The organism is Pseudomonas yamanorum, from assembly GCF_900105735.1.
Taxonomy (GTDB): domain Bacteria; phylum Pseudomonadota; class Gammaproteobacteria; order Pseudomonadales; family Pseudomonadaceae; genus Aquipseudomonas; species Aquipseudomonas yamanorum.
The window spans coordinates 2,279,207-2,305,577 of the sequence record NZ_LT629793.1 but is presented as its reverse complement, the minus strand read 5'-3'; the positions used below and the strand labels follow the sequence as shown (position 1 = coordinate 2,305,577).

25 protein-coding genes are annotated in these 26,371 nt (G+C 61.1%); 18 read left to right on the top strand and 7 right to left on the bottom strand.

Translation table 11 applies throughout. The features are described 5' to 3' along the window. Nucleotides 1–282: 282 nt before the first annotated feature. From lptF to tadA, 10 genes are all read left to right on the top strand, one after another. Nucleotides 283–1,401 (top strand): LPS export ABC transporter permease LptF, encoded by a 1,119-nt coding sequence (gene lptF / locus BLU46_RS11095; protein ID WP_063033052.1) that lies wholly within the window; start codon nucleotides 283–285, stop codon nucleotides 1,399–1,401. Further along, a complete protein-coding gene (gene lptG / locus BLU46_RS11090; protein WP_063033051.1) occupies nucleotides 1,394–2,473 on the top strand; it encodes an LPS export ABC transporter permease LptG in 1,080 nt (359 codons plus the stop codon). The genes lptF and lptG overlap by 8 nt, the downstream gene beginning before the upstream one ends. Nucleotides 2,474–2,625: 152 nt before the next feature. After that, nucleotides 2,626–4,425, top strand: a complete 1,800-nt coding sequence (gene lepA, locus BLU46_RS11085) for a translation elongation factor 4 (RefSeq protein WP_003210439.1) — start codon at nucleotides 2,626–2,628, stop codon at nucleotides 4,423–4,425. A 5-nt stretch (nucleotides 4,426–4,430) separates the two neighbouring features. Continuing rightward, nucleotides 4,431–5,285 (top strand): signal peptidase I, encoded by an 855-nt coding sequence (gene lepB / locus BLU46_RS11080; protein WP_017476070.1) that lies wholly within the window; start codon nucleotides 4,431–4,433, stop codon nucleotides 5,283–5,285. Nucleotides 5,286–5,432: 147 nt separating this feature from the next. Beyond that, on the top strand, nucleotides 5,433–6,122 hold the full coding sequence (gene rnc / locus BLU46_RS11075) for a ribonuclease III (RefSeq protein WP_003210434.1): 690 nt from the start codon (nucleotides 5,433–5,435) through the stop codon (nucleotides 6,120–6,122). Further along, on the top strand, nucleotides 6,115–7,017 hold the full coding sequence (era, locus tag BLU46_RS11070; RefSeq protein WP_003210432.1) for a GTPase Era: 903 nt from the start codon (nucleotides 6,115–6,117) through the stop codon (nucleotides 7,015–7,017). The genes rnc and era overlap by 8 nt, the downstream gene beginning before the upstream one ends. 164 nt (nucleotides 7,018–7,181) lie before the next feature. After that, nucleotides 7,182–7,871: a DNA repair protein RecO gene (gene recO, locus BLU46_RS11065; protein ID WP_093201548.1), complete on the top strand. Its 690-nt coding sequence runs from the start codon at nucleotides 7,182–7,184 to the stop codon at nucleotides 7,869–7,871. Between the two features lie 52 nt (nucleotides 7,872–7,923). Continuing rightward, nucleotides 7,924–8,667 (top strand): pyridoxine 5'-phosphate synthase, encoded by a 744-nt coding sequence (gene pdxJ, locus BLU46_RS11060; RefSeq protein WP_063033049.1) that lies wholly within the window; start codon nucleotides 7,924–7,926, stop codon nucleotides 8,665–8,667. 226 nt (nucleotides 8,668–8,893) lie between these two features. Next, on the top strand, nucleotides 8,894–10,273 hold the full coding sequence (locus BLU46_RS11055; protein ID WP_093201543.1) for a multicopper oxidase family protein: 1,380 nt from the start codon (nucleotides 8,894–8,896) through the stop codon (nucleotides 10,271–10,273). After that, on the top strand, nucleotides 10,273–10,770 hold the full coding sequence (gene tadA / locus BLU46_RS11050) for a tRNA adenosine(34) deaminase TadA (RefSeq protein WP_093201539.1): 498 nt from the start codon (nucleotides 10,273–10,275) through the stop codon (nucleotides 10,768–10,770). Before BLU46_RS11055 ends, tadA begins: the two co-directional genes overlap by 1 nt. Before the next feature lie 141 nt (nucleotides 10,771–10,911). On the opposite strand, the gene cmoB is transcribed toward tadA, so the two are convergent. From cmoB to BLU46_RS11015, 7 genes are all read right to left on the bottom strand, one after another. Beyond that, a complete protein-coding gene (gene cmoB / locus BLU46_RS11045) occupies nucleotides 10,912–11,868 on the bottom strand; it encodes a tRNA 5-methoxyuridine(34)/uridine 5-oxyacetic acid(34) synthase CmoB (protein ID WP_063033046.1) in 957 nt (318 codons plus the stop codon). After that, nucleotides 11,865–12,608, bottom strand: coding sequence for a carboxy-S-adenosyl-L-methionine synthase CmoA (gene cmoA / locus BLU46_RS11040; RefSeq protein ID WP_093201534.1), 744 nt, complete (start codon nucleotides 12,606–12,608; stop codon nucleotides 11,865–11,867). The genes cmoB and cmoA overlap by 4 nt, the downstream gene beginning before the upstream one ends. A 142-nt stretch (nucleotides 12,609–12,750) precedes the next feature. Beyond that, nucleotides 12,751–13,182: a hypothetical protein gene (locus BLU46_RS11035; RefSeq protein WP_093201529.1), complete on the bottom strand. Its 432-nt coding sequence runs from the start codon at nucleotides 13,180–13,182 to the stop codon at nucleotides 12,751–12,753. Between the two features lie 145 nt (nucleotides 13,183–13,327). Continuing rightward, complete coding sequence (locus BLU46_RS11030) at nucleotides 13,328–13,981, bottom strand: lysoplasmalogenase (protein ID WP_063033043.1); 654 nt, start codon at nucleotides 13,979–13,981, stop codon at nucleotides 13,328–13,330. 1 nt (nucleotide 13,982) lies between these two features. Then, on the bottom strand, nucleotides 13,983–14,375 hold the full coding sequence (locus BLU46_RS11025) for a protease inhibitor I42 family protein (RefSeq protein WP_063033042.1): 393 nt from the start codon (nucleotides 14,373–14,375) through the stop codon (nucleotides 13,983–13,985). A 202-nt stretch (nucleotides 14,376–14,577) separates the two neighbouring features. After that, a complete protein-coding gene (gene lon, locus BLU46_RS11020; protein ID WP_063033041.1) occupies nucleotides 14,578–16,998 on the bottom strand; it encodes an endopeptidase La in 2,421 nt (806 codons plus the stop codon). A 222-nt stretch (nucleotides 16,999–17,220) separates the two neighbouring features. Beyond that, nucleotides 17,221–18,210 (bottom strand): GntR family transcriptional regulator, encoded by a 990-nt coding sequence (locus BLU46_RS11015; RefSeq protein WP_017476082.1) that lies wholly within the window; start codon nucleotides 18,208–18,210, stop codon nucleotides 17,221–17,223. A gap of 335 nt (nucleotides 18,211–18,545) precedes the next feature. On the opposite strand from BLU46_RS11015, the gene BLU46_RS11010 reads away from it, so the two are divergent. From BLU46_RS11010 to BLU46_RS10975, 8 genes are all read left to right on the top strand, one after another. Next, complete coding sequence (locus BLU46_RS11010) at nucleotides 18,546–19,889, top strand: amidase (protein ID WP_093201524.1); 1,344 nt, start codon at nucleotides 18,546–18,548, stop codon at nucleotides 19,887–19,889. A gap of 11 nt (nucleotides 19,890–19,900) precedes the next feature. Next, the gene (locus BLU46_RS11005; RefSeq protein ID WP_003234086.1) at nucleotides 19,901–20,779 is read left to right on the top strand and encodes a polysaccharide deacetylase family protein; all 879 of its coding nucleotides are present in this window, start codon (nucleotides 19,901–19,903) and stop codon (nucleotides 20,777–20,779) included. A gap of 42 nt (nucleotides 20,780–20,821) precedes the next feature. Further along, entirely contained in the window at nucleotides 20,822–22,162 is a 1,341-nt protein-coding gene (locus BLU46_RS11000; protein WP_063033039.1) for an MFS transporter, read from the top strand. A gap of 11 nt (nucleotides 22,163–22,173) precedes the next feature. Then, nucleotides 22,174–22,935, top strand: coding sequence for an SDR family NAD(P)-dependent oxidoreductase (locus tag BLU46_RS10995; protein ID WP_093201519.1), 762 nt, complete (start codon nucleotides 22,174–22,176; stop codon nucleotides 22,933–22,935). A 144-nt stretch (nucleotides 22,936–23,079) separates the two neighbouring features. Then, the gene (locus tag BLU46_RS10990) at nucleotides 23,080–23,823 is read left to right on the top strand and encodes an SDR family NAD(P)-dependent oxidoreductase (protein ID WP_093201515.1); all 744 of its coding nucleotides are present in this window, start codon (nucleotides 23,080–23,082) and stop codon (nucleotides 23,821–23,823) included. A 13-nt stretch (nucleotides 23,824–23,836) separates the two neighbouring features. Then, a complete protein-coding gene (locus BLU46_RS10985; RefSeq protein ID WP_017476087.1) occupies nucleotides 23,837–24,136 on the top strand; it encodes a hypothetical protein in 300 nt (99 codons plus the stop codon). Next, complete coding sequence (locus BLU46_RS10980; RefSeq protein WP_093201511.1) at nucleotides 24,133–25,107, top strand: CobW family GTP-binding protein; 975 nt, start codon at nucleotides 24,133–24,135, stop codon at nucleotides 25,105–25,107. Before BLU46_RS10985 ends, BLU46_RS10980 begins: the two co-directional genes overlap by 4 nt. Continuing rightward, entirely contained in the window at nucleotides 25,104–26,276 is a 1,173-nt protein-coding gene (locus BLU46_RS10975) for an ABC transporter substrate-binding protein (RefSeq protein WP_063033037.1), read from the top strand. The genes BLU46_RS10980 and BLU46_RS10975 overlap by 4 nt, the downstream gene beginning before the upstream one ends. Nucleotides 26,277–26,371 lie beyond the last annotated feature (95 nt).

Genomic DNA, 26,371 nt, shown 5'->3' with positions numbered 1-26,371 from the left:
TTTCGGGTCCCTTATAAAGGTCAGTGAGCCAGGAGTCTGTACTCCGGCTTGTAAGCTTGGCAGCCTGTAGGCCGCCCGCGACAAAGGCCGCAGTTTGAACCTCGCCGCCCGAGCCTGACAACCCTTGTGGGCAGCTTTGTGCACGCGTATGAGCAAGCTCCGTGACAGGTGCGGTCAATCACAGGATAATGCGCCATCTTTTTAGCCGGCCTGCAGCATTGGGTCGACTCGATATGCTTGCTTGTTTGGCCGCCTTAGCCTGACAACCCTGGAGTGTCTGGTTTGATCGTCTTCCGTTATCTGTCCCGCGAAGTCCTGTTGACCCTGAGTGCCGTGAGTGCGGTATTGCTGGTCATCATCATGAGTGGTCGCTTCGTCAAATACCTCGCCCAGGCCGCCTCGGGCGCCCTGGATCCGGGCTCGCTGTTCCTGATCATGGGCTTTCGCCTGCCGGGCTTCCTGCAGCTGATCCTGCCGTTGGGCCTGTTTCTCGGGATTCTGCTGGCCTACGGCCGCTTGTACCTTGAAAGCGAAATGACCGTGTTGTCGGCCACCGGCATGAGCCAGCAACGTTTGCTGGCCATGACCATGGTTCCGGCCACCGGTATCGCGCTGGTCGTGGCCTGGTTGAGCTTGAGCCTGGCGCCCCAGGGTGCCCTGCAGTTCCAACTGGTGCTCAACAAACAGGACGCCATGACCGAATTCGACACCCTGGAGCCTGGCCGCTTTCAAGCGCTCAACGATGGCACCCGGGTGACCTATACCGAGCAAATGACGGATGACCGTGCCAACCTGGGCGGTGTGTTCATCTCTCAGAAAAACCTCGGCCAGAACCAGAAAGACCGTGGTATTTCGATTCTGGTGGCCGACAAGGGACGTCAGGAAGTGCGCCCGGACGGCAGCCGCTACCTGATCCTGGAGGACGGCTATCGTTATGACGGCAGCCCCGGCCAGGCCGATTACCGCGCAATCAAGTACGACACCTATGGTGTGATGCTGGCCCGGCCGGATGTCAGCGACGAGGTCACCGACCGTGACGCGATCCCGACGCCAGACCTGGTCGGCAGCAAGGAATTGCGTTCGATCGCCGAGCTGCAATGGCGGATTTCCCTGCCGCTGCTGGTCTTTATCGTGACCTTGATGGCCGTGCCGCTGTCCCGGGTCAACCCGCGCCAGGGCCGCTTCCTCAAGCTGTTGCCGGCAATCCTGCTTTATATGGCTTACCTGACCATCCTGATTTCCGCCCGTGGCTCCCTGGAGAAGGGCAAGCTGTCGCCGACCCTGGGGTTGTGGTGGGTCCACGGGATCTTCCTGGCGATTGGCCTGGGCCTGCTTTATTGGGAACCGTTGCGCCTGAAGATGAAGAGTCGTCGCAGCATGAAGGAGATGGCTCGTGGTTAAGCTCGACCGCTACATTGGTAGCAGCGTCCTGGTCGCAATCCTTGCGGTATTGGGCATTATTCTGGGGCTTGCCTCGTTGTTCGCTTTCATTGATGAAGTCGGCAACGTCAGCGATACCTACACCGTAACCGACGTCCTGAGCTACGTGGCATTGACGGCACCCCGTCGTCTCTACGACATGATGCCGATGGCCGCGCTGATCGGCTGCCTGATCGGCTTGGGCAGCCTGGCCAGCAACAGCGAGCTGACCATCATGCGCGCGGCGGGTGTTTCCATCGGCCGCATCGTGTGGGCGGTCATGAAGCCGATGCTGTTGCTGATGGCGGTCAGCGTGCTGATCGGTGAATACGTGGCGCCCCCTGCCGAATCCACCGCCCAGGCCAACCGCGCCCTGGCCCAGGGTTCGGGGGATGCCCAAAGCTCCAAGCATGGCCTGTGGCACCGCCAGGGTGAGGAATTTATCCACATCAACGCCGTGCAACCAGACGGCTTGCTGGTCGGTGTCACTCGCTACCGCTTCGATAAAGAGCGTCACCTGTTGTCGTCCAGTTTCGCCAAACGCGCACAGTACAGCGATGAAAAGTGGCAATTGAGCGATGTGACCACCACCTATTTCCGTGAAATCGGCAAGGGCGCGGCGTCGAGTACTGAAGTCATCAATGTGCCGACGGAGCAGTGGGACATTGCCCTCAAGCCCGAATTGCTGAACACCGTGGTGATGATCCCGGAAAGCCTGCCAATCTCTGGCCTGTGGAGCTACATCCATTACCTCAAGGACCAGGGCTTGAACAACGGTCGTTACTGGCTGGCGTTTTGGGTCAAGGTGTTGCAGCCGGTGGTGACCGCTGCGCTGGTGCTGATGGCGATTTCGTTCATCTTTGGCCCGTTGCGTTCCGTAACCCTTGGCCAGCGCGTGTTTACTGGTGTGCTGGTGGGCTTCACCTTCCGTATCGCCCAGGACCTGCTCGGGCCGTCCAGCCTGGTATTCGGCTTCTCGCCGCTGTTTGCGGTGCTGGTCCCGACGGCTATTTGCGCCTTGGCCGGCTTCTGGCTGTTGCGTCGGGCCGGTTGAGCCCGCGCTTATGAACAAAAAATGCCCCGTTCGAACGACCGGGGCATTTTTGTTCTTGGTCACCATGGATGACGTCAGGTCTGCGCATCAGGTACAATTCCCGGCTATTTTTCAGCGGGCAGTCTGCCTGCAGCCTTTTTGAGTGTTGATCCGTGAGTGATTTGAGTCATATCCGCAATTTCTCCATCATCGCCCACATTGACCATGGCAAGTCGACGCTGGCCGATCGATTTATCCAGATGTGCGGCGGCCTTGCCGAGCGTGAAATGGAAGCCCAGGTGCTGGACTCCATGGACCTCGAGCGCGAGCGCGGGATCACCATCAAGGCCCACAGCGTTACTCTGTATTACACCGCCAAAGACGGTATCAAGTACCAGCTCAACTTCATTGACACCCCGGGCCACGTCGACTTCACCTATGAAGTCAGCCGTTCCCTGGCGGCCTGTGAAGGCGCGTTGCTGGTAGTGGACGCGGGCCAGGGCGTTGAAGCCCAGTCCGTAGCCAACTGCTATACCGCCATCGAGCAAGGCCTGGAAGTGATGCCGGTGCTGAACAAGATCGACCTGCCACAGGCCGATCCGGACCGCGTCAAGGAAGAGATCGAGAAGATCATCGGCATTGACGCCACCGACGCCGTCGAGTGCAGCGCCAAGACCGGCCTGGGCGTCGACGAAGTGCTCGAGCGCCTGGTCAAGACCATTCCAGCGCCTACCGGCAACTACGAAGATCCGCTGCAAGCGTTGATCATCGACTCCTGGTTCGACAACTACCTGGGCGTTGTCTCCCTGGTGCGCGTGCGTCACGGCCGTGTGAAGAAGGGCGACAAGATCCTGGTCAAATCCACCGGCAAGATCCACCTGGTGGACAGCGTTGGTGTATTCAACCCGAAGCACACCGCGACCACTGATCTGAAAGCCGGTGAAGTGGGCTTCATCATCGCCGGTATCAAGGACATCCACGGTGCACCGGTAGGTGACACCCTGACCTTGAGCTCCACCCCAGACGTCGACGTGCTGCCGGGCTTCAAACGCATCCAGCCGCAGGTCTACGCCGGCCTGTTCCCGGTCAGTTCCGACGACTTCGAGGATTTCCGCGAAGCCCTGCAGAAGCTGACCCTCAACGACTCGTCGTTGCAGTACACCCCGGAAAGCTCCGACGCCCTGGGCTTCGGTTTCCGCTGCGGGTTCCTGGGCATGCTGCACATGGAAATCATCCAGGAGCGCCTCGAGCGCGAATACGACCTGGACCTGATCACCACCGCGCCGACGGTTATTTTTGAACTGGCGCTGAAGACCGGTGAAACGATTTACGTCGACAACCCGTCCAAGCTTCCGGATCTGTCTTCCATCGAAGACATGCGCGAACCGATCGTGCGGGCCAATATTCTTGTGCCGCAAGAACACCTGGGCAACGTCATTACCCTGTGTATCGAAAAGCGTGGCGTACAGCACGACATGCTGTTCCTCGGTACCCAGGTGCAAGTGACCTACGATTTGCCGATGAACGAAGTGGTCCTGGACTTCTTCGACCGTCTCAAATCCACCAGCCGCGGCTATGCTTCGCTGGATTACCATTTTGATCGTTACCAATCAGCTAATCTGGTGAAGCTGGATGTGCTGATCAACGGCGACAAGGTCGATGCCCTGGCGCTGATCGTGCACAAGGACAACGCGCACTACAAAGGTCGCCAGTTGACCGAAAAGATGAAAGAACTGATTCCGCGCCAGATGTTCGACGTCGCGATCCAGGCCGCCATTGGCGGGCAGATCATTGCACGGACCTCCGTCAAGGCACTCAGAAAGAACGTACTGGCCAAATGCTATGGCGGCGACGTCAGCCGTAAGCGCAAGCTGCTCGAGAAGCAAAAGGCCGGTAAAAAACGCATGAAGCAAGTGGGCAACGTGGAAATTCCACAAGAAGCCTTCCTTGCGGTGCTCAGGTTGGATAGTTAGGTCCTATGTCACTAAATTTCCCGCTGTTGCTGGTCATTGCCGTTGCCGTTTGCGGTCTCCTGGCGTTGCTCGATCTGATTTTCTTCGCCCCGCGTCGCCGGGCTGCCATCGCGGCCTATCAGGGCAGCGTCAGCCAGCCCGATGTGGCGGTGGTCGAGAAACTGAACAAAGAGCCAATGCTGGTTGAATACGGCAAGTCGTTCTTCCCGGTGTTGTTCATCGTGCTGGTGCTGCGTTCGTTCCTGGTGGAACCGTTTCAGATCCCTTCGGGATCGATGAAACCTACCCTGGACGTGGGCGACTTCATCCTGGTGAACAAGTTTTCTTACGGGATCCGCTTGCCGGTGATCGACAAGAAAGTCATCGAGATCGGTGACCCGCAGCGCGGCGATGTGATGGTGTTTCGCTACCCAAGCGACCCGAACGTCAACTACATCAAGCGTGTAGTGGGCCTGCCGGGTGACGTGATTCGCTACACCAGCGACAAGCGCCTGTTCGTCAATGGCGAGTCGGTGGCGGAAAAACTGATCGGTTCCGAGCCAAACACCTTGGGCAGCGCCGAGCTGTACCAGGAAAAACTCGGAGCGGTAGAGCACGAAATCCGCAAGGAAATGAGCCGCTACCGTTCGCCGCCTGACAACCAATGGACAGTGCCTGCCGGGCATTACTTCATGATGGGCGACAACCGCGACAACTCCAATGACAGCCGCTACTGGGATGACCCCAATATTCCCAAGGACCTGCTGGGCATGGTTCCCGACCAGAATATCGTCGGCAAGGCCTTCGCGGTCTGGATGAGTTGGCCGGAACCCAAGCTCAGCCACCTGCCGAACTTCTCGCGGGTCGGGCTGATCAAGTAATCCATGCGGCGCTGTGAACACAGCGCCGAATGCTTTTCTGGGGCTTGGACAAAGTCTGGTCCCATGCAGCAACCACCAGGATTTGAATTTGAACACAGCGTTAATCGTCGCAGGCCACCGGTGCCTCGAACTGAATGTGGGTAAACCGTGAGCGTTTCTCTAAGCCGTCTCGAGCGTCAGCTCGGTTACACCTTCAAGGATCAGGAATTGATGATCCTTGCCCTCACACACCGCAGTTTTGCCGGGCGTAACAACGAGCGCCTGGAATTCCTCGGTGATGCCATCCTCAATTTCGTCGCCGGCGAAGCCCTGTTCAATCGCTTCCCGCTGGCCCGCGAAGGCCAGTTGTCGCGCTTGCGTGCGCGCCTGGTGAAAGGCGAGACCCTGGCCGTACTGGCCCGTGGTTTCGATCTGGGCGATTACCTGCGCCTGGGTTCCGGCGAGCTGAAGAGCGGCGGTTTTCGTCGTGAGTCGATCCTGGCCGACGCCCTGGAAGCACTGATCGGCGCGATCTACCTCGATGCAGGCATGGAGGCAGCCAAAGAGCGCGTCGTCGCCTGGCTGTCGACCGAGATTGAAAGCCTGACGCTGGTAGACACCAACAAAGATCCGAAGACCCGCCTGCAGGAATTCCTGCAGTCCCGTGGTTGCGACCTGCCGCGTTACGAAGTGGTGGATATCCAGGGTGAGCCGCACTGCCGAGTTTTCTTCGTCGAATGCGAAATCACCTTACTGAATGAAAAAAGCCGAGGTCAGGGTGTGAGCCGTCGTATTGCCGAACAGGTAGCGGCCGCTGCAGCACTGATTGCCCTGGGCGTGGAGAATGGCCATGACTGATTCAACCGCAACTCGCTGTGGCTATGTTGCCATCGTCGGCCGTCCGAACGTGGGCAAGTCCACGTTGCTGAACCACATCCTGGGACAGAAGCTGGCGATCACCTCGCGCAAGCCTCAGACCACCCGCCACAACATGTTGGGCATCAAGACCGAAGGCGCCGTACAGGCGGTCTACGTCGACACCCCGGGCATGCACAAAGGCGGCGAAAAGGCCCTTAACCGCTACATGAACAAAACCGCTTCGGCTGCGTTGAAAGACGTCGACGTGGTGATCTTCGTGGTCGACCGCACCAAGTGGACCGACGAAGACCAGATGGTTCTGGAGCGCGTGCAGTACGTCACCGGCCCGTTGATCGTCGCGTTGAACAAGACCGACCGCATCGAAGACAAGGCCGAGCTGATGCCGCACCTGAGCTGGCTGCAGGAACAACTGCCGAACGCCCAGATCATGCCGATCTCGGCCCAGCACGGGCACAACCTCGAAGCCCTGGAGCGCGTGATCGCCGGGTACCTGCCGGAGAACGAGCACTTCTTCCCGGAAGATCAGATCACCGACCGCAGCAGCCGTTTCCTCGCCGCCGAACTGGTACGCGAGAAAATCATGCGCCAGATGGGCGCCGAGCTGCCATACCAGATCACCGTCGAAATCGAAGAGTTCAAGCAGCAGGGCAAGACCCTGCATATCCACGCGTTGATCCTCGTTGAACGTGACGGCCAGAAGAAAATCATCATTGGCGACAAGGGCGAGCGCATCAAGCGCATCGGCACCGAGGCGCGCAAGGACATGGAATTACTGTTTGATTCCAAGATCATGCTCAACCTGTGGGTGAAGGTTAAGGGTGGTTGGTCTGATGATGAGCGCGCGTTGCGTTCGTTGGGTTACGGCGACCTGTAACAGGTCTCCGGAACACCGCAGGACAAATGTGGGAGCGGGCTTGCTCGCGAATGCAGTGGATCAGTCACCAGATGTGTTGACTGACACTCCGCATTCGCGAGCAAGCCCGCTCCCACATTGGATAGTCGTTGTTTTCCAGACCGTGTTCCCGCAGCGAGAACCCAATGTCCCAAACCCCACCCACCGGCCAACCCGCCTACGTCTTGCACAGCCGCGCCTACCGCGAGACCAGCGCCTTGGTGGACTTCCTCACACCTCAAGGCCGCCTGCGCGCGGTCTTGCGCAGCGCCCGCGGCAAGGCCGGCACCCTCGCGCGGCCCTTCGTGGCCCTGGAAGTGGAGTTTCGTGGACGTGGCGAACTGAAGAACGTCGGCCGCATGGAAGCCGCCGGCGCTTCCAATTGGCTCAACGGTGAGGCGCTGTTCAGCGGCCTCTACCTCAACGAATTGCTGATCCGCCTGCTCCCCGCCGAAGACCCACACCCCGGCGTCTTTGATCACTACGCCGCGACCTTGCTCGCCCTCGCCGAAGGCCGTCCCCTGGAACCGCTGCTACGCGCATTCGAATGGCGCCTGCTGGATGACTTGGGCTACGGCTTCGAACTGAGCAACGACCTGCACGGCGACCCCATCGCTGCCGACGGTATGTACCGCCTGCAAGTGGACGCAGGCCTGGAGCGGGTCTACCTGCTGCAACCCGGCCTGTTCCAAGGCACCGAATTGCTTGCGATGAGCGAAGCCGACTGGACCGCCCCCGGCGCCTTGTCTGCCGCCAAGCGCCTGATGCGCCAGGCCCTGGCCGTGCATTTGGGCGGTCGGCCACTGGTCAGCCGCGAGTTGTTTCGAAAGCCCTGACATCCCCGTGTATGCTGTGCAGCGATTCCTTCCCTCTTCAGGAGCGCTTTTCGTGACCACCAGCAATCGCATTCTTCTCGGCGTGAACATCGACCACGTAGCCACCCTGCGCCAGGCCCGGGGCACCCGTTACCCGGACCCGGTCAAGGCCGCGCTGGACGCCGAAGAAGCGGGCGCCGACGGCATCACCGTGCACCTGCGCGAAGACCGCCGCCACATCCAGGAGCGCGACGTGCTGCTGCTCAAGGACGTGCTGCAAACCCGCATGAACTTCGAAATGGGCGTCACCGAAGAAATGATGGCGTTCGCCGAGCGCATCCGCCCGGCGCATATCTGCCTGGTGCCGGAAACCCGTCAGGAACTGACCACCGAAGGCGGCCTCGATGTGGCCGGCCAGGAAGCCCGGATCAAGGCTGCGGTGGAGCGTCTGTCGAAGATCGGCAGCGAAGTCTCGCTGTTCATCGATGCCGACGAGCGCCAGATCGAAGCCTCGCGCCGCGTCGGCGCCCCGGCCATCGAACTGCACACCGGCCGTTACGCCGACGCCACCACGCCGACTGAAGTTGCCGACGAATTGCAACGCATCATCGACGGTGTCAACTGCGGCCTGGGCGAGGGCCTGATCGTCAACGCCGGCCATGGCCTGCACTACCACAACGTTGAAGCCGTGGCTGCGATCAAGGGCATCAACGAGCTGAACATCGGCCATGCACTAGTGGCGCACGCGCTGTTCGTCGGTTTCAAAGGCGCCGTCGCCGAGATGAAAGCCTTGATTCTGGCTGCCGCCAAGGCCTGAAGTAACGAAGATCCAATGTGTGACTTGTGTGGGAGCCGGGCTTGCCCGCGATGGCATCACCTCGGTATTTCAGTTGCACCGAGGTGATGCCATCGCAGGCAAGCCAGCTCCCACACTAAGCCTGCTCCCACATGTGGCAATGCGAACCCTTACTGTTTAGGTGATGCCGGTGTATGGTATCTGCCCTTTGCGGGTCTCGGACCCGCGGCAGATACGTGAGGTTGTTGTGTCCCAATCGTTTTCCCGTCGACAAATCCTGGGTGGTCTTGCCGGTCTCGCGGTAGTGGGCGTCGGTGCCGGTGGCGCTTATCGCTATTGGCTGGGCAAGGTCGCCGAGGCTGAGGCGGGGCACGATTACGAACTGATCGCCGCGCCGTTGGACGTGGAATTGGTGCCGGGGCACAAGACCCAAGCCTGGGCTTTCGGCCCTTCGGCGCCGGGTACCGAGTTGCGGGTGCGCCAGGGTGAATGGCTGCGGGTCCGCTTTATCAACCACCTGCCGGTCGCCACCACCATCCACTGGCATGGCATTCGCCTGCCGCTGGAAATGGACGGCGTGCCTTACGTCTCGCAACTGCCGGTACTGCCGGGCGAATACTTCGACTACAAATTCCGCGTGCCCGATGCCGGCAGCTATTGGTATCACCCCCACGTGAACAGCAGCGAAGAACTGGGCCGTGGCCTGGTGGGCCCGCTGATCATCGAAGAGCGCGAACCCACCGGTTTCAAGCACGAACGCACCCTGAGCCTGAAAAGCTGGCACGTGGACGAAGAGGGCGCCTTCGTGGCCTTCAGCGTCCCGCGTGAAGCGGCCCGTGGCGGTACCGCCGGACGTCTGTCGACCATCAACGGTGTGTCCCAGGCCGTGATCGATTTGCCCGCCGGGCAAATCACCCGCGTGCGCCTGCTCAACCTCGATAACACCCTGACGTATCGCATCAACATCCCCGACGTTGAAGCGCAGATCTATGCGCTGGACGGCAACCCCGTCGAGCCACGCCCGTTGGGCAAGGAATACTGGCTGGGCCCCGGCATGCGTATCTGCCTGGCGATCAAGGCACCTCCCGCCGGTGAAGAACTGTCGATCCGCAACGGGCCGGTACGCCTGGGCACCTTTCGCTCGGTGGCCAGCACCGACACGGCGACCGAATGGCCGCCTGCGTTGCCCGCCAACCCGATTGCCGAGCCAGACCTGGCCAATGCCGAGAAACTCAACTTCAATTTCGAATGGGTTGGATCGGTTTCGGTGAACGTAGACAATAAGCCGCCGAGCCTGTGGCAGATCAACGGCCAGGCCTGGGACATCACCGACAAGACCTGCGCCGACCGCCCGATTGCCAAACTGGAAAAGGGCAAGAGCTACATTTTCGAATTGAAGAATATGACCCAGTACCAACACCCGATCCACCTGCACGGCATGAGTTTCAAGGTCATCGCCTCGAACCGCCACAAGGTGATTCCGTACTTCACCGACACCTACCTGCTGGGCAAGAACGAACGTGCCCGCGTAGCGTTGGTGGCGGATAACCCGGGTGTCTGGATGTTCCACTGCCATGTGATCGACCACATGGAAACCGGCCTGATGGCCGCCATCGAGGTGGCGTGATGCGCCAGTTTCGCCCCACGGCGATTATCGACCGCAGCCGCGACCAGGACTTCATGCGTGAAGCGCTGACCCTGGCGACCCAGGGCGCCGCGCTGGGGGAAGTGCCGGTGGGCGCGGTGCTGGTACAGGACGGAGAAATCATCGGGCGTGGCTTCAACTGCCCTATCAGCGGCAATGACCCCAGTGCGCATGCCGAGATGGTCGCGATCCGGGCCGCCGCCCAGGCTGTCAGTAATTACCGGCTGCCGGGCAGTACGCTCTACGTCACGCTGGAGCCGTGCAGCATGTGCGCCGGGCTGATCGTCCACTCGCGGATTGCCCGGGTGGTGTACGGCGCGCTTGAACCAAAAGCCGGGATCGTGCAAAGCCAAGGCCAGTTTTTTACCCAGGGATTTCTCAATCATCGGGTGCTGTATGAAGGCGGGGTATTGGCTGAAGAGTGCGGGACGGTGTTGAGCGAGTTCTTCAAGGCACGTCGCGCCAAACCAGCACTCTAAAGAACAGCGAGGGCTAATGTGGGAGCGGGCTTGCTCGCGAATGCGGTGTATCAGTCAATACATGTGCTGACTGACACACGGCATTCGCGAGCAAGCCCGCTCCCACATTTTTGATCTCCATTTAGTAAGGGAGAGTGGGGGTTATTTCCTGGCGACAATCACCGCCCGCATCGGCGCCGGCAGCCCTTCGATGGTCTTGCTGTGATCTTCAGGGTCCAGGAAGTCGCTGAGGGACTGATACTTCATCCACTCCGTGCCGCGCTGTTCCTCAATCGTGGTCACGCTCACATCCACACAGCGCACATCACTGAAGCCCGCACGCCGTAGCCACAGCATCAGCGCCGGCACCGACGGCAGGAACCACACGTTGCGCATTTGCGCGTAACGGTCTTCCGGCACCAGCACCTGCTGCTGATCGCCTTCAACCACCAGCGTTTCCAACACCAATTCGCCGCCCTTCACCAGGCAATCCTTCAGCGCCAGCAAATGTTCGATGGGCGAACGGCGGTGGTAGAACACGCCCATGGAAAACACCGTATCGAAGCCCTCCATGTTCGACGGCAGGTCTTCAAACGGGAACGGCAGGTGCCAGGCCCTCGGCTCTGACAGGTAACGCTGCACCGCCTGGAACTGGCAGAAGAACAGCCAGTTCGGGTCGACGCCAATCACGCTGTCCGCCCCGGCGCCGAGCATGCGCCACATGTAATAGCCGTTGCCGCAACCCACATCGAGAATGCGCTTGCCCTTGAGGTCCAGGTGCGGCGCGACCCGCGACCACTTCCAGTCAGAGCGCCATTCCGTGTCCACGTGCACGCCGAACAGGTCAAACGGGCCCTTGCGCCACGGGCACAATCCCATCAGCGCGGTACGCATTTGCGCACGGGTTTCGTCGTCGCAATCGGTGTCGAGCACCAGGCCATTGAGCAGGTCGATTTCGCTGGGCATGATTTTCGGCAGCGCATCCAGCGCACTCTGCCAGCGCTCCAGGTCGCCATGACCTTTTTCCATCTTCGCATCGAGTTGCGCTTGCAGGCCTTGGGCCCAAACGGCCAGGGGAGTGCCGACCAGATGGCGGGCGAGGGGAGACAGATCAATCATGGCAAGGCAATCAACGAGGCAAAGTTAAGACACTGGAACCACGGCACGACTTTGGAGAACCCGGCCGCCAACAGGCGTTCGCGGTGTTCTTCTAGGCTGTCGGGCTTCATGACGTTTTCGATGGCGCTGCGCTTCTGGGCGATTTCCAGTTCGCTGTAGCCGTTGGCGCGCTTGAAAGCGATGTGCAAATCGGTGAGCAGCGCGTGTTCTTCCGGGTCATTGAAGCGCAGCTTTTCCGAAAGGATCAGCGCGCCGCCCGGCAGCAGCGATTGGCGAATGCGCGAGAGCAACGCCAGGCGTTGTTCGGGGGCGATGAATTGCAGGGTGAAGTTCAGCGCTACTACCGACGCCGGCTGGAATTGCAGCGCGAGGATATCGCCCTCGATCACCTCCACTGGCAGCAACTCCTGGAACATCGAGTCCTGGCCATTGAGGTATTCGCGGCAACGCTCGACCATCGCCGCCGAGTTATCCACCGCGATCACTCGACAACCGTCGGTGCGCACGTGACGGCGCAGGGCCTGGGTCACCGCGCCGAGGGATGAGCCGAGGTCGTAGAGCACACTATTGGGCTGGGCAAACTGCGCCGCGAGCACGCCGAGGTTCTCGACGATGGTCGGATAACCGGGCACCGAGCGCTTGATCATGTCCGGGAAAACCCGCACCACGTCTTCGTTGAAGGCGAAGTCCGGCACCTGGGGCAGGGGCTGGGCGAATAGGCGATCGGGTTCTTTGCTCACGGCTGTTCCGGCGACGAAGGGGGAAAAGTCGCGTATTTTAGCGTACCTGCCCGTGGATGCAGTGAGCTTTTAGCCTTATAAATCTGATTTCCGGTCACGATCACCTCACCGTGTAGCAGAGGCGATCATGGGCTTGGAATTTTTAACGCAGGCCTGATTTCAAGTCGTACGCGCAGGTTAAATTAATTGTGTTAGTTGTATTTCCATGCAAGTAGCCGTCGAGGGTAATGCTTCCTTTGAAGTGGCCTTTTGTGAGGTCAAAATTGACGGTGAGTTTTGCCTGGGTCACTTCGTAGGGGCCACCACCGATCAAAGGGTATATGTCCAGGTAATGAATGCCTGGACTCCCCGGGAACTCATGCTCACCGTTCTGAATGTTTTTATCCAGTTGAAGGAATATCTCAGATATCGTACTCGGTGAATATAATTGCACCGCTCTAATGATAATGACGTCTTCGCTGGGGTGTACGTACGCTTCACTATAGTCAGGCACAAAGCTTGTTATAGCCTTGCCATTAAACGATCCGGTCATATGGGTGATTGATGTGATCTTTTTATGTTTGCGCGCAGTCATGATTAATTCCTTTACGTTGGATTAGTCCGTAAGGAAACTACCGAAGCTGGCGGTTGCCGAGAACTGTCATAATTGACAGTTTTTTAGAATTTTTAGTGATTACTTGTAGAGCGTAACGGAATAAACCTTTCTGCCTGGCTGTAAACTAGTGCGTTGTGTGTCTTTCACGAGTTGGTTGAGCAAATGCCGAGGCGGTAATCCCCCACTGCCCCAGCCAATAACTGACGATCAGCAAATACGGCGCCGCTTCAAACGAAACCACAAACCGGTTGATCCCAATCAGCGTGTCGGAAAACACGAACGATACTGCGCCCGCTGCCGCCAGGTACGCCGAGCGCTTGGGCACATCGCTGCCCAATCGCGCCAGTGCTCGCCACAACATGGCGCTGATCACCAGCGCGTAAACCACCACCGGCACCAGCAATGGGCCCAGGCCATGGGAAATCAAGATGCTCAGCAAGATCGCACCCACCGCCAGCGCCAACACCAGCGGCAAAATGGCCGGGCGGCGGCAGTCGCTCAAGTAGGCTTTCAGGTACGCCAGGTGCGCGAACAAAAATGCCCCCAGGCCGAAGATGAACAAGTCGCCGGGCCAGGCCAGCAGCACATCGCCCACCAGGGAAAAAATCAGCCCCAGGCTGATCCAGCGTCGATAGTCGGTGGGCGGCGCATCATGCAGCCAGCCCAGCAGCGCCAGTACCGGTAATGGCTTCACTAACAGGCAGAGCAGGGCTGCGTGGGTGCTCAGGCCGTAGATAAAGGTTACCGCCCCCATCAACGCAAGGATCATCCATGGCATATCAGTTCACCGTAATGGCGCAGTCGAAGGTCTCGGCCGGTTCTGCTTCCGGCTCCCAGGGTTGTTGTGAGGTGAGGCGCAAACGGCCCTGGCCGGCGTTGAAGGCCTGGAAGCGCCAGGTGGATTGACCGCCACTGCCGACCACGCCGGTGCCTTCGGTGTTGCTGTAGACCTCGGGGCTCAGGCTGCGCAGCACGCCGCCGGCGGAATCCTGGATGGCCCAGCGGTAACCGGTGGTGGGATTGCTGGGCAGGGTCAGGATCAGGTTTTGCCCGGTCTTGAGTTGCAGCGGGCAAGCGCTCTGTTTTTCCACGGTGACGTTTTGCTTCGGCGCACTGGCGCAGGCGGCGAGCAGGCAAAGGCTCAGGGGGAGAAGCAGGCGGGCAGCGGTCATGGGGGCTCCGTTGTTTGGCGACGAAGGGCGAGCATAACCGAAGATGAGACAAGGTGTGACAAGCGAGGAAGTTGTGTTGATAGGACGGGCGCCATCGCGGGCAAGCCCGCTCCCACATTTGACCGCGTTGTCATTAACAACACCGATCCCTGTGGGAGCCGGGCTTGCCCGCGATGGCGTCAGTCCAGGCACTACATAACTATCAGAACAACACCTTCGCCACATCCGCAAAGCGCTTGGCAAAGTGCACCGTCATCCCTTCCTTCAGGTACTCCGGCAGTTCCTCAAAACTTCCGCGGTTAGGCTCCGGCAAGATCAGCTCGTGAATCTTCTGGCGCCGCGCCGCAATCACCTTCTCGCGTACCCCGCCAATCGGCAGCACATGCCCGGTCAACGTCAGCTCACCGGTCATCGCCACGCCTTTTTTCGGCGGCTGGTTACGCGCCAGGGACAGCAGCGCACTGGCCATGGTCACGCCCGCGCTCGGGCCATCTTTGGGCGTGGCACCTTCCGGCACGTGCAGGTGTACGAAGGCTTCATCGAAGAACTTCGGGTCACCGCCAAACGACTTCAGGTTCGAGCTGATGTAGCTGTAGGCAATCTCGGCCGATTCCTTCATCACGTCACCCAGTTGCCCGGTGAGCTTGAAGCCACGGTTGAGGGTGTGAATGCGCGTCGCCTCGATCGGCAGGGTCGCGCCGCCCATGCTGGTCCAGGCCAGGCCGGTTATCACACCGGTGCCCGACAGCACTTGCTCGTTACGGAACACCGGCATGCCCAGGGAGGCTTCCAGGTCCTTGTTGCCGATCTTGATCACCGAGTCCGGCTCATCCAGCAGCTTGACCACCGCCTTGCGCACCAGTTTGCCCAACTGTTTTTCCAGCTGACGCACACCGGCTTCCCGGGCGTAGCCATCGATCAGCGCGCGCAGTGCACCATCGCTGATGGACAGGCTGTTTTTCGACACACCGGCTTTTTCCAGCTGCTTTGGCCACAGGTGACGCTTGGCAATCGCGACCTTTTCTTCGGTGATGTAGCCCGACAGGCGAATCACTTCCATCCGGTCCAGCAATGGGCCGGGGATCGAGTCCAGGGTGTTGGCGGTGCACACGAACAGCACTTTGGACAGGTCCAGGCGCAGGTCCAGGTAGTGGTCGAGGAATTCGACGTTCTGTTCCGGATCGAGGGTTTCGAGCAGGGCCGAGGCCGGGTCGCCCTGGTAGCTCTGGCCCATCTTGTCGATCTCGTCGAGCATGATCACCGGGTTCATCACTTCCACATCTTTGAGGGCTTGCACCAGCTTGCCCGGCATCGCGCCGATGTAGGTGCGGCGATGGCCCTTGATCTCGGCCTCGTCACGCATGCCGCCGACGCTGAAGCGGTAGAACGGCCGGCCCAGGGATTCGGCAATCGATTTGCCGACACTGGTCTTGCCCACACCCGGCGGCCCCACCAGCAACACGATGGAACCGGCGACTTCACCTTTGTAGGCACCCACCGCGAGGAATTCGAGGATGCGACTCTTGATGTCGTCCAGGCCAGCGTGGTGCTTGTCGAGCACTTTGCGGGCGTGCTTGAGGTCGAGTTTGTCCTCGCCATACACACCCCACGGCACCGAGGTGGCCCAGTCCAGGTAGTTGCGGGTGACCGCGTACTCCGGCGACCCGGTTTCCAGGATCGACAGCTTGTTCATTTCTTCGCTGATGCGTTTTTGCGCCTGGGTCGGCAGTACCTTGTCCACCAGGCGTTGTTCGAACTGCTCGACGTCGGCGCTGCGATCGTCCTTGGTCAGCCCCAGCTCTTGCTGGATGACCTTGAGTTGTTCCTTGAGGAAGAACTCGCGCTGGTGCTCACCGATCTTGCGGTTCACTTCGGCGGAGATTTCTTTTTGCAGGCGCGCGACTTCGACCTCCTTGCGCAGCATCGGCAAGACTTTCTCCATGCGCTTGAGCATGGGCACGCAGTCCAGCACTTGCTGCAGTTCATTGCCGGTGGCCGAGGTGAGGGCGGCGGCGAAGTCGGTCAGCGGCGACGGATCGTTGGGGCTGAAGCGGTTGAGGTAGTTCTTCAGCTCTTCGCTGTACAGCGGGTTGAGCGGCAGCAGTTCCTTGATCGCATTGATCAGCGCCATGCCGTAGGCCTTGACCTCATCGGTCGGCTGGGTCGGCTGGTGCGGGTATTCGACTTCCACCAGGTAAGGCGGGCGGTGGTGCTTGAGCCAGGTCTTGATCCGCACGCGGGTCAGGCCCTGGGCGACAAATTGCAGCTTGCCGTTTTCGCGGCTGGCGTGATGCACCTTCACCAGGGTGCCGTACAGCGGCAGGCTGGAGGTGTCGAAGTGGCGCGGATCTTCGGGCGGGGTTTCCATGAAGAACAGGGCCAGGGAGTGGTGGTCGGATTTGCTCACCAGCTCCAGGGTTTCGGCCCACGGCTCTTCATTGACGATCACCGGCAACACTTGCGCCGGGAAGAAAGGCCGATTGTGGATCGGGATGATGTAGACCTTGTCGGGCAGGTTTTGCCCTGGCAGGGCCAGGCCAGTGTTGGCGGAAGTGTGTTCAGCGTTTTCCGGGTCGGCGTAGTCGTTGAGGTCTATGTCCGGGAATTCTTGCTGGTCGCTCATGGGGCACCTGCATAAGGAAGTATGCAGGTTAGATGGGGCAGGTCGGCCGTGGTTTCAATGGGTGGGGTGAGATAGCAACATATTGCACAATATTTTCAAAAGCGCCGCTGAACAAATGTGGGAGCGGGCTTGCTCGCGAATGCGGCGCATCAGTCACAGATGCATTGACTGACAGAGCGCATTCGCGAGCAAGCCCGCTCCCACATTTTCGATTGCATTTCGTCAGCTGAGTTTGTGCAAGTAGGCCGGTAAAGGCTGTTCGGGTAGCACCGACAGCACCTTCAAACGCTGCAACATCCGCTGCCGGGCCCGTTGCAGGTGCTCGCGCAGGTTCAGCGCGGCGGCGTCGAAGGCGCCATGCAGCAACAGCTCCAGGATCAACCGGTGCTCGGCCAGCATCGCCGGATCGGCACCAATCCCCAGCAGGCGGTAGAAAATCCGGCTGATGATCATCGGGCTCTGACCCTGGCGAATCAGCGCGGCGATCTTGCGGTTTTGCAGGCCCGCCAGGCAGTGCTGGTGCAGGTCTTCCTCGATTTGCTCGATTTCCTCCAGGCTGCAGTGGGCGCTCTCTTGCGCATCAAGCACCCGCTGCAACATGGCTTGCAGCAGGTCGCGGTCGAGGTTCGGCGCGCTTTGGCGCAGGGCTTCCGGCTCCAGGCAGGCGCGCAGTTCGTAATCTTCGGTGACTTCCCGGGCGGTCAGTGGCCCGGCCAGCCATTGGGAATAGGGTTCCTTTTCCACCAAGCCACGGTCCCGCAGGCGCATCAGCGCTTCACGCACCACCGCGCGGCTGACGTTGTAGTGCTCGGCGGCGGCCTGTTCATCGAGGCGGTAATGCCCGAAGGCGATGCAGGTCGAGAGCGCTGCGCCGATTTCCTCGACGATCCGCTCCCCCAGTGGCCGGGTGTCCACCAGCTCATCTTCACCGTTGAGGCCCAGGTGCGCATGGCTCAGGGGCAGCCGCAGCGGCTCCATGTCCAGGCCGTCGGGGTTGATCAGGTAACCCCGGCCATCGAAGCGGCAGATCAACCCTTCGTCATGCAACAGGTTCAGGGCTTTGCGCACCGGCACCCGGCTGGTGCCGAACAGCTCGGCCAGCGGCGCTTCCAGCAACACCAGGCCATGGCGGGCGGTGCCGTGGGTGATGGCGTCGCGCAAAACCTGATGAATCATCGCGTAACGGGAAGCCGAGGCTGACACTGCTTTCATCGGGTTCTCTGGAGCTAACGGGTCGGTGGCCGGGGATTCTCTCATAGTTGCGCCTGTCACTCTGCGCCACGTCGGTGGCACTTTTTTGGGGCCTTAAGAGGGGGGTTGTTACCTTTCTGCACCAAAATGTACTTATTAATAAAAGATACATTATTTCATTGTGGGCGAGGATTAGAACTCAGCCGATATTTCTTTTGATGTCTGAAACCCATCTAGCCCGTGTATCTGCTCGAAGCTGTCGAATTCGCCCAAAAAGGTGTCCACAAGACTGGCACGAAAGCTGCCTTTGTAAAATGTACATTTTATTAATATGTACGTTTTAGAAGGTCATTCCCATGTCAGACGCCACTTCACTGGCCGAGGATTTTGCCAGCGGCCGCAGCGACCCGGTGCAGGCCCTCGAACAGGCACTTGCTCACGCGAGCCAAGTCCCCAGCGTATTCATCTCCCTGACTGCCGAGCGCGCCCGCCGTGAGGCGGAAGCGTCCGCTGCCCGTTGGCGTGCCGGCCAGCCGTTGAGCGTGTTCGACGGTGTGCCCCTGGCCTGGAAAGATCTGTTTGATGTGGCTGGCAGCATTACCACGGCGGGCGCGGCCTATCGCAGCCACGCGCCAGCCGCCTTGCTGGATGCGCCGAGCGTAGGCCTGTTGTGCCGCGCCGGCATGGTCAGCGTGGGCAAGACCAACCTCAGCGAGCTGGCGTATTCCGGCCTGGGCCTGAACCCGCATTTCGGCACGCCGCACAACCCGAGCAGCGTCGACCAACCGCGGATTCCCGGCGGCTCATCGTCCGGTTCAGCCGTCGCCGTGGCGGCCGGTATCGTACCGATCGCCATGGGCACCGACACTGCGGGCTCCATCCGTATTCCCGCTGCGCTGAATGGCGTGGTGGGGTACCGCAGCAGTTGCCGGCGCTACAGCCGCGACGGCGTTTTCCCGCTGGCTCACACCCTCGACAGCCTCGGCCCGCTGACTCGCAGCGTGCGCGATGCGTTGGCCATCGACGACCTGCTCAATGGTCGCGACCAGCGCCCGCCACGCCAGCCCCGTAGCCTCAACGGCCAGCGGTTCTGGGTCGAGCAAAGTGTGCTGGAAGACGCACGGGTTGAATCTGCGGTGCGCGACAACCTGCAACGTTGTGTGGACCGATTGAAGGCAGACGGCGCGCTGATTGACGTGCGCCCCTCGAAGACTTTCCAGGCCACCCTGGATCTGATCCAGCACCAAGGCTGGCTTGGCGCCTTCGAAGCCTTCGCGCTCCACGAAGCCCTGCTCGACAGTCCTGATGCCGAGCAACTCGACCCCCGGGTACGCCGTCGCCTTGAAGCGGCCCGCACACTACCGGCCAGCCAACTGCTGGCGCTGTACGACGCCCGTCGCCGCCTGCAACAACAGCTTGTCGACGAACTCGACGGCGCGATCCTCATCACCCCCACCGTGGCCCATGTGGCCCCGGCCCTGGCGCCGTTGGAGTCTGATTTTGAACTGTTCGTCAGCACCAACCTCGCCACCCTGCGCCTGACCATGCCCGGCAGCCTGCTGGACATGCCTGGCGTCAGCCTGCCCAGCGGCCGCGATGCCCTGGGCCTGCCCACCGGTCTGCTGCTCAGCGCCCCCAGCGGCGAAGACGCGCGCCTGCTTCGGGCCGCACTGTCAGTTGAAACCGCACTCACTTTTTAAGGAGACACATCATGGCTAAAGACATCCTCTGTGCATTTGGCGTCGACGTCGACGCGGTCGCCGGCTGGCTCGGTTCCTATGGCGGCGAAGACTCCCCGGACGACATTTCCCGTGGCCTGTTCGCCGGTGAAATCGGTGCGCCACGCCTGCTCAAATTGTTCGAGCGCTATGGCCTGCGTACCACCTGGTTTATCCCCGGCCACTCGATGGAAACTTTCCCCGAGCAAATGAAGGCGGTGGCCGACGCCGGCCACGAAATCGGTGTGCACGGCTACAGCCACGAAAACCCGATTGCGATGACCGCCGAGCAGGAAGAAATTGTCCTCGACAAGTCCATCGAGCTGATCACCCAGGTCACCGGCAAACGCCCCACCGGCTACGTCGCGCCGTGGTGGGAATTCAGCAAGGTCACCAACGAACTGCTGCTGAAAAAAGGCATCAAGTACGACCACAGTCTGATGCACAACGACTTCCATCCGTACTACGTGCGCAAGGGCGACAGCTGGACCAAGATCGACTACAGCCAGCACCCCGACACCTGGATGAAACCCCTGGTACGCGGCGAAGAAACCGACCTGGTGGAGATCCCGGCCAACTGGTACCTCGACGACCTGCCGCCGATGATGTTCATCAAGAAAGCCCCCAACAGCCACGGCTTCGTCAACCCGCGTCACCTGGAAGAAATGTGGCGCGACCAGTTCGACTGGGTCTACCGCGAGCACGAACACGCGGTGTTCACCATGACCATCCACCCCGACGTTTCCGGCCGCCCGCAAGTGCTGCTGATGCTTGAGCGGCTGATCGAACATATCCAGAGCCATGCCGGCGTGCGCTTCGTCACCTTCGACGAAATCGCCGATGACTTTATCCGCCGCCAACCGCGGACCTGAGACCCGTACCTAAACCCTGGCCAACCTCCCGAGGCGCGATTCATGTCTATCTACAACAAGCTTGATCTGACTGGCTGGAAACCCCGGCAACTGACGCCCAAGGAAGTGCGTTTCGCCACCTGGATCGCGTTTTTCGCCTGGGTGTTTGCGGTGTATGACTTCATTCTTTTCGGCACCTTGCTGCCGGAAATCGGGCGGCACTTTAATTGGGGTGAAGTGGAGCAAGCGGAGATAGCGACATGGGTGGCGGTAGGCACCGCCGTGGTTGCGCTGGCCATCGGTCCGATCGTTGACAAGCTGGGCCGGCGCAAAGGGATTATTTTCACCGTCGCCGGTTCGGCAATCTGCTCGGCACTGACCGCCATTGGCGGCGCGTGGGGCAAGTCGTCGCTGATCCTGATCCGTTCGCTGGGCGGCCTGGGGTATGCCGAGGAAACCGTTAATGCCACTTACCTGAGCGAGCTGTACGCCGCTTCCGATGACCCGAAACTGGCCAAGCGCCGTGGCTTTATCTACAGCCTGGTGCAAGGTGGCTGGCCGGTGGGCGCGTTGATCGCGGCAGGTTTGACCGCGCTGTTGCTGCCGGTGATCGGCTGGCAGGGCTGCTTTGTGTTTGCGGCGATCCCGGCGATTGTGATTGCGGTCATGGCGCGCAAGCTCAAGGAGAGCCCGCAGTTCCAGATTCACCAGCGCATCAGCGAGCTGCGCAAAAGCGGCTCGGTGAAAGAAGCGCAAAACGTCGCCGTGACCTACGGCGTGGACTATGACGAACACAGCAAGGCCGGCCTCAAGGCCGCCTTCCGTGGCCCGGCCCGCCGTGCAACCTTGGTGATTGGTGCGGCGTTGTTGCTCAACTGGGCCGCGATCCAGGTGTTCAGCGTGTTGGGTACGTCGGTGATCGTCAGCGTGCACCACATCTCGTTCGAGAACTCGCTGATCATCCTCGTGCTGTCGAACCTGGTGGGTTACTGCGGTTACCTCAGCCACGGCTGGATGGGCGACAAGATCGGCCGGCGCAACGTCATCGGCCTGGGCTGGATGCTCGGCGGGCTGTCGTTTGCCGGGATGCTGTTTGGCCCGAGCAACATGGCGATGGTGGTCGGGCTCTACAGCCTGGGCCTGTTCTTCCTGATCGGGCCGTACTCGGCGGCACTGTTTTTCATCAGCGAAAGTTTTCCCACCAGCATTCGGGCCACCGGCGGCGCGATCATCCATGCCATGGGGCCCATTGGTGCAGTGGTTGCCGGGTTTGGCGCGACCCAAGTGTTGTCGGCCGGCAGCGACTGGCAGACCGCTGCGCTGTGGTTCGGCGCGCTGCCGTGCTTCCTGTCCGGTGCGTTGATGTTTGCCGCGCGCCATGTGCGTCCGGAAACCGTCCAGTAAGGAGTCAGTTGATGAGTCGTAAAGTTGCATTGATTACCGGTGCCGCCAGCGGCATCGGCCAGGCCCTCGCGGTGGCGTATGCCCGCAGCGGCGTGGCGGTGGTGGGTGGGTATTACCCGGCCGATCCCCATGACCCGCATCACACGGTTGCGCTGGTGGAAGAGGCCGGCGGTGAATGCCTGATGTTGCCATTGGACGTGGGCGATACCGCGTCGGTGGATAACCTGGCGGCGCAGGCGGTCCAGCACTTCGGTCGCCTCGATTACGCGGTGGCCAACGCAGGATTGTTGCGCCGTGCGCCACTGCTGGAGATGACTGACGCGCTGTGGAACGAGATGCTCAACGTCGACCTGACCGGAGTGATGCGCACCTTCCGGGCGGCGACCCGGCACATGCATGAAGGCGGCGCGCTGGTGGCGATTTCGTCGATTGCCGGTGGTGTGTATGGCTGGCAGGAGCACGCGCACTATGCGGCGGCCAAGGCCGGTGTGCCGGGGTTGTGTCGGTCGCTGGCGGTGGAATTGGCGTCGTTGGGGATTCGTTGCAATGCGGTGATTCCGGGGTTGATCGAGACGCCGCAGTCGCTGGACGCGAAGAACTCCCTCGGGCCGGAAGGGCTGGCGAAAGCGGCGCGGGCGATTCCGCTGGGCCGGGTAGGGCGTGCGGATGAAGTCGCGTCTCTGGTGCGGTTTTTGACCAGTGAAGAATCGAGCTACCTGACCGGGCAGAGCATCGTGATTGATGGTGGCTTGACCGTGCGCTGGCCGGATTGATGCGGTTTCAAGTCTGATGCAATTCAAATGTGGGAGCTGGCTTGCCTGCGATGCATACAACTCGGTCCTTCAGATAAATCGAGGTGATGCCATCGCAGGCAAGCCAGCTCCCACAGGTAACACTCGACCCGTAGAGGAATAACAATGCCCCAACTCGCTAACCGCCGCGCCGTGATCACCGGTGCCGGCAGCGGCATCGGCGCCGCCATCGCCTACGCCGTCGAAGGTGCGCGCCTGCTACTGGCCGACCGCGACGCCGGCACCCTCGCCGAAACCGCCATCACTTGCCGTAACCTCGGCGCCGAGGTCCTCGAATGCGTGGCCGATGTCGGCACCGTCGACGGCGCCCAGGCCAGCGTCGATGCCTGTGTCACCCACTACGGTGGCATCGACATCCTGGTCAACAACGCCGGCATGCTGACCCAGGCCCGGTGCGTCGACCTCACCCTCGACATGTGGAACGACATGCTGCGGGTTGACCTCACCAGCGTGTTCGTCGCCAGCCAGCGCGCCTTGCCTCACATGATCGCCCAGCGCTGGGGCCGGATCATCAACGTCGCCTCGCAACTGGGGATCAAGGGCGGCGCCGAGTTGACGCACTATGCAGCGGCAAAGGCCGGCGTGATCGGCTTCACTAAATCCCTGGCCCTGGAAGTGGCCAAGGACAACGTACTGGTCAACGCCATTGCGCCCGGGCCGATTGAGACGCCGTTGGTAGGCGGCATCAGCGACACTTGGAAACGCGCCAAGGCCGCCGAGCTGCCGCTGGGCCGTTTCGGTCTGGCGGACGAAGTGGCGCCCACCGCTGTGTTATTGGCCAGCGAGCCCGGCGGCAATCTGTTCGTCGGCCAGACCCTGGGCCCGAACTCCGGCGATGTCATGCCATGAGCGGGCACTAAGCATGTGTGGACTTTGCGGCCTGCTGGGCGAAGACCTGCACTGGAGCGATCCCCTGGGGGATGAGTTGCCGCGCCGCCGCGAACGCCTGCGCCGCATCGCGGCGATCAACCAGGTGCTGGCGGTGTTCCGACTCAAGGTCGAAGACTTCCAGGGCGCGTCCTATCTGCTGCTGGGCGCCACCGGCAAACAGGAACTGGCCAGCGGCCTGGATCAACTGTGGCGGGCGGCAGAAACCATGCTCGGTCGGCCGTTGGACCCGTTGGACCCGCGACTGCTGGATCATCTGGAGCAACAGCCATGAGCATCGCCCTCAACGTCATCACCGGCTTCCTCGGCAGCGGCAAGACCACCTTGCTCAAGCGCCTGCTGCAAGGTGAAAGCCTCGGCGACACGGCGTTGCTGATCAATGAATTCGGCGACGTCGGCATTGACCATCTGCTGGTGGAAGAAGTGGCCCCGGACACGGTGCTGCTGCCCAGCGGCTGCGTCTGCTGTTCGATTCGCGGCGAGTTGAAAGACGCCTTGCTCGGCCTGTTGCAGCGTCGTGAGCGGGGCGAGATTCCGGCCTTCAAACGGGTGATCCTGGAAACCACCGGCCTGGCCGACCCGGCGCCGATTCTCGCCACCTTGAATAACGACGTGCAACTGCGCGGGCGCTTTCATATCGGGCTGGTGGTGACGCTGGTGGACGCCAGCCACGCCGCCTTGCAAGAGCGCCTGCACCCGGAATGGCTGGCGCAAGTGGCCGCCGCCGATCGCCTGCTGTTGAGCAAGACCGACCTCGTCGAAGACTGCGGCCCGTTGCGCACGCACTTGCAGGCACTGAACGCCGGTACGCCGATCCTCAATACCTGTGACATCGACAGCGGCGATCAACTGCTGCTGGGCGAAGGCCTGCGCAGCGCCGAACCCGCTGCCGAAGTCAGCCGCTGGAAACTCCATCAAACCACCGCCGCCAACCACGGCGCCGCACAAGTCTGCTGCCTGACCTTCGATCAGCCGCTGGATTGGGTCGGTTTCGGGGTCTGGTTATCGATGCTGTTAAGATGCCACGGCGAACGTATTCTTCGCGTCAAAGGACTGCTCAACGTGAACGCCAGTAACGCTCCCATCGTCATTCATGGCGTGCAGCATTGCCTGCATGCCCCGGTTCACCTGCCTGCCTGGCCGGGGACCGATCGGCAATCACGCCTGGTGTTTATCCTGCGCGGTCTCGACCCGGCGTTGCTGCGTCGTTCCTTCGAAGTGTTCTCCAGAAGGTTCGCCGCATGATCACGCTCCGCGTCCTCGGTACCTCGGTGACCTTGCTTGAATGCCTGCGTGTGCGAGCGGAAAAAGAGCTGGGTATTCGTCTGGTGTACCAAGTGCACGATGTGGAGCAGGCCCAGCGCATCGCGGTGATGCAGCCGGACAGCTACGACCTCTACGACCAGTGGTTTCACAACGTCGATTTCGTGTGGCCGGCCCGGGCGATCCAGCCGATCGACACCCGGCGCATCGCGCTATGGCATGAGATCAACGACCTGCCCAAGCGCGGACGTTTGTCCGCCAACGACCGCCTGGGCAGCGGCAGTGTGCCCAGCGAGCGCCTCTTCGTGCAGCACGATGGCAGCCTCGGCAGCACCGTGACCGAACGCATCAGCATGTTGCCCCTGACCCACAACGCCGACAGTTTCGCCTACCGCCCCGAGCGCTTGCCCGAAGGGTTCAACCGCGCCAATGAGAGCTGGGGCTGGCTGCTCGACCCGGCCTGGGGCGCACGCACTGCGCTGCAGAGTGACGCCGCCATCGGTGCCCTCGACGCGGCGCTGGCCGTGCAAGGCGCGGGGCTCGCGAGCTTCAAGGACATCGGCAACATGAGCATCGAAGAGATCGATGTGCTGGCGGATATCCTTGTACGCAAGCAGAAGGAAGGGCACTTCGCGGCGTTCTGGTCGGATGACGAAGAGGCGGCGCAATTGATGCTCAGCCCGAGCATCGACATCCAGAGTTTGTGGTCACCGACCCTGATGCGCCTGCACCGGGCCGGGGTCAAATACCGCTTGGCGGTACCCCGTGAAGGTTATCGCGCCTGGTTCGGCGGGTTGTCGTTGTCGCGCCATGCCAAGGGCCCGGTGCTGGATGCGGCCTATGCCTACCTCAACTGGTGGCTGTCCGGCTGGCCAGGTGCGGTGATGGCGCGCCAGGGGTACTACATCGGCAACCCGGCCCGCAGCCGTGATCACCTGAGCAGCGCCGAGTGGGATTACTGGTACGCCGGCCTGCCCGCGCGGGAAGAGCTGTTGGGCAGCGATGGCTTGCCGTTGATTGATGTGGGCGAAGTGCGCGACGGGGGCTCCTATGAGCAGCGCATGGGGCACATCGCGGTGTGGAACTCGGTGATGGACGAGCACAACTACCTGGTGCGGCGCTGGGGGGATTTCATGCGGGCGCGTGGCTGAGGCAGAGGCTTGTCGCCAATTTAATGACACCCAAGTTCCCGTATTTATTGGATGCACTTCTTCCTTTGCGCAGCTAGTCTGGATAGTTCGAATGT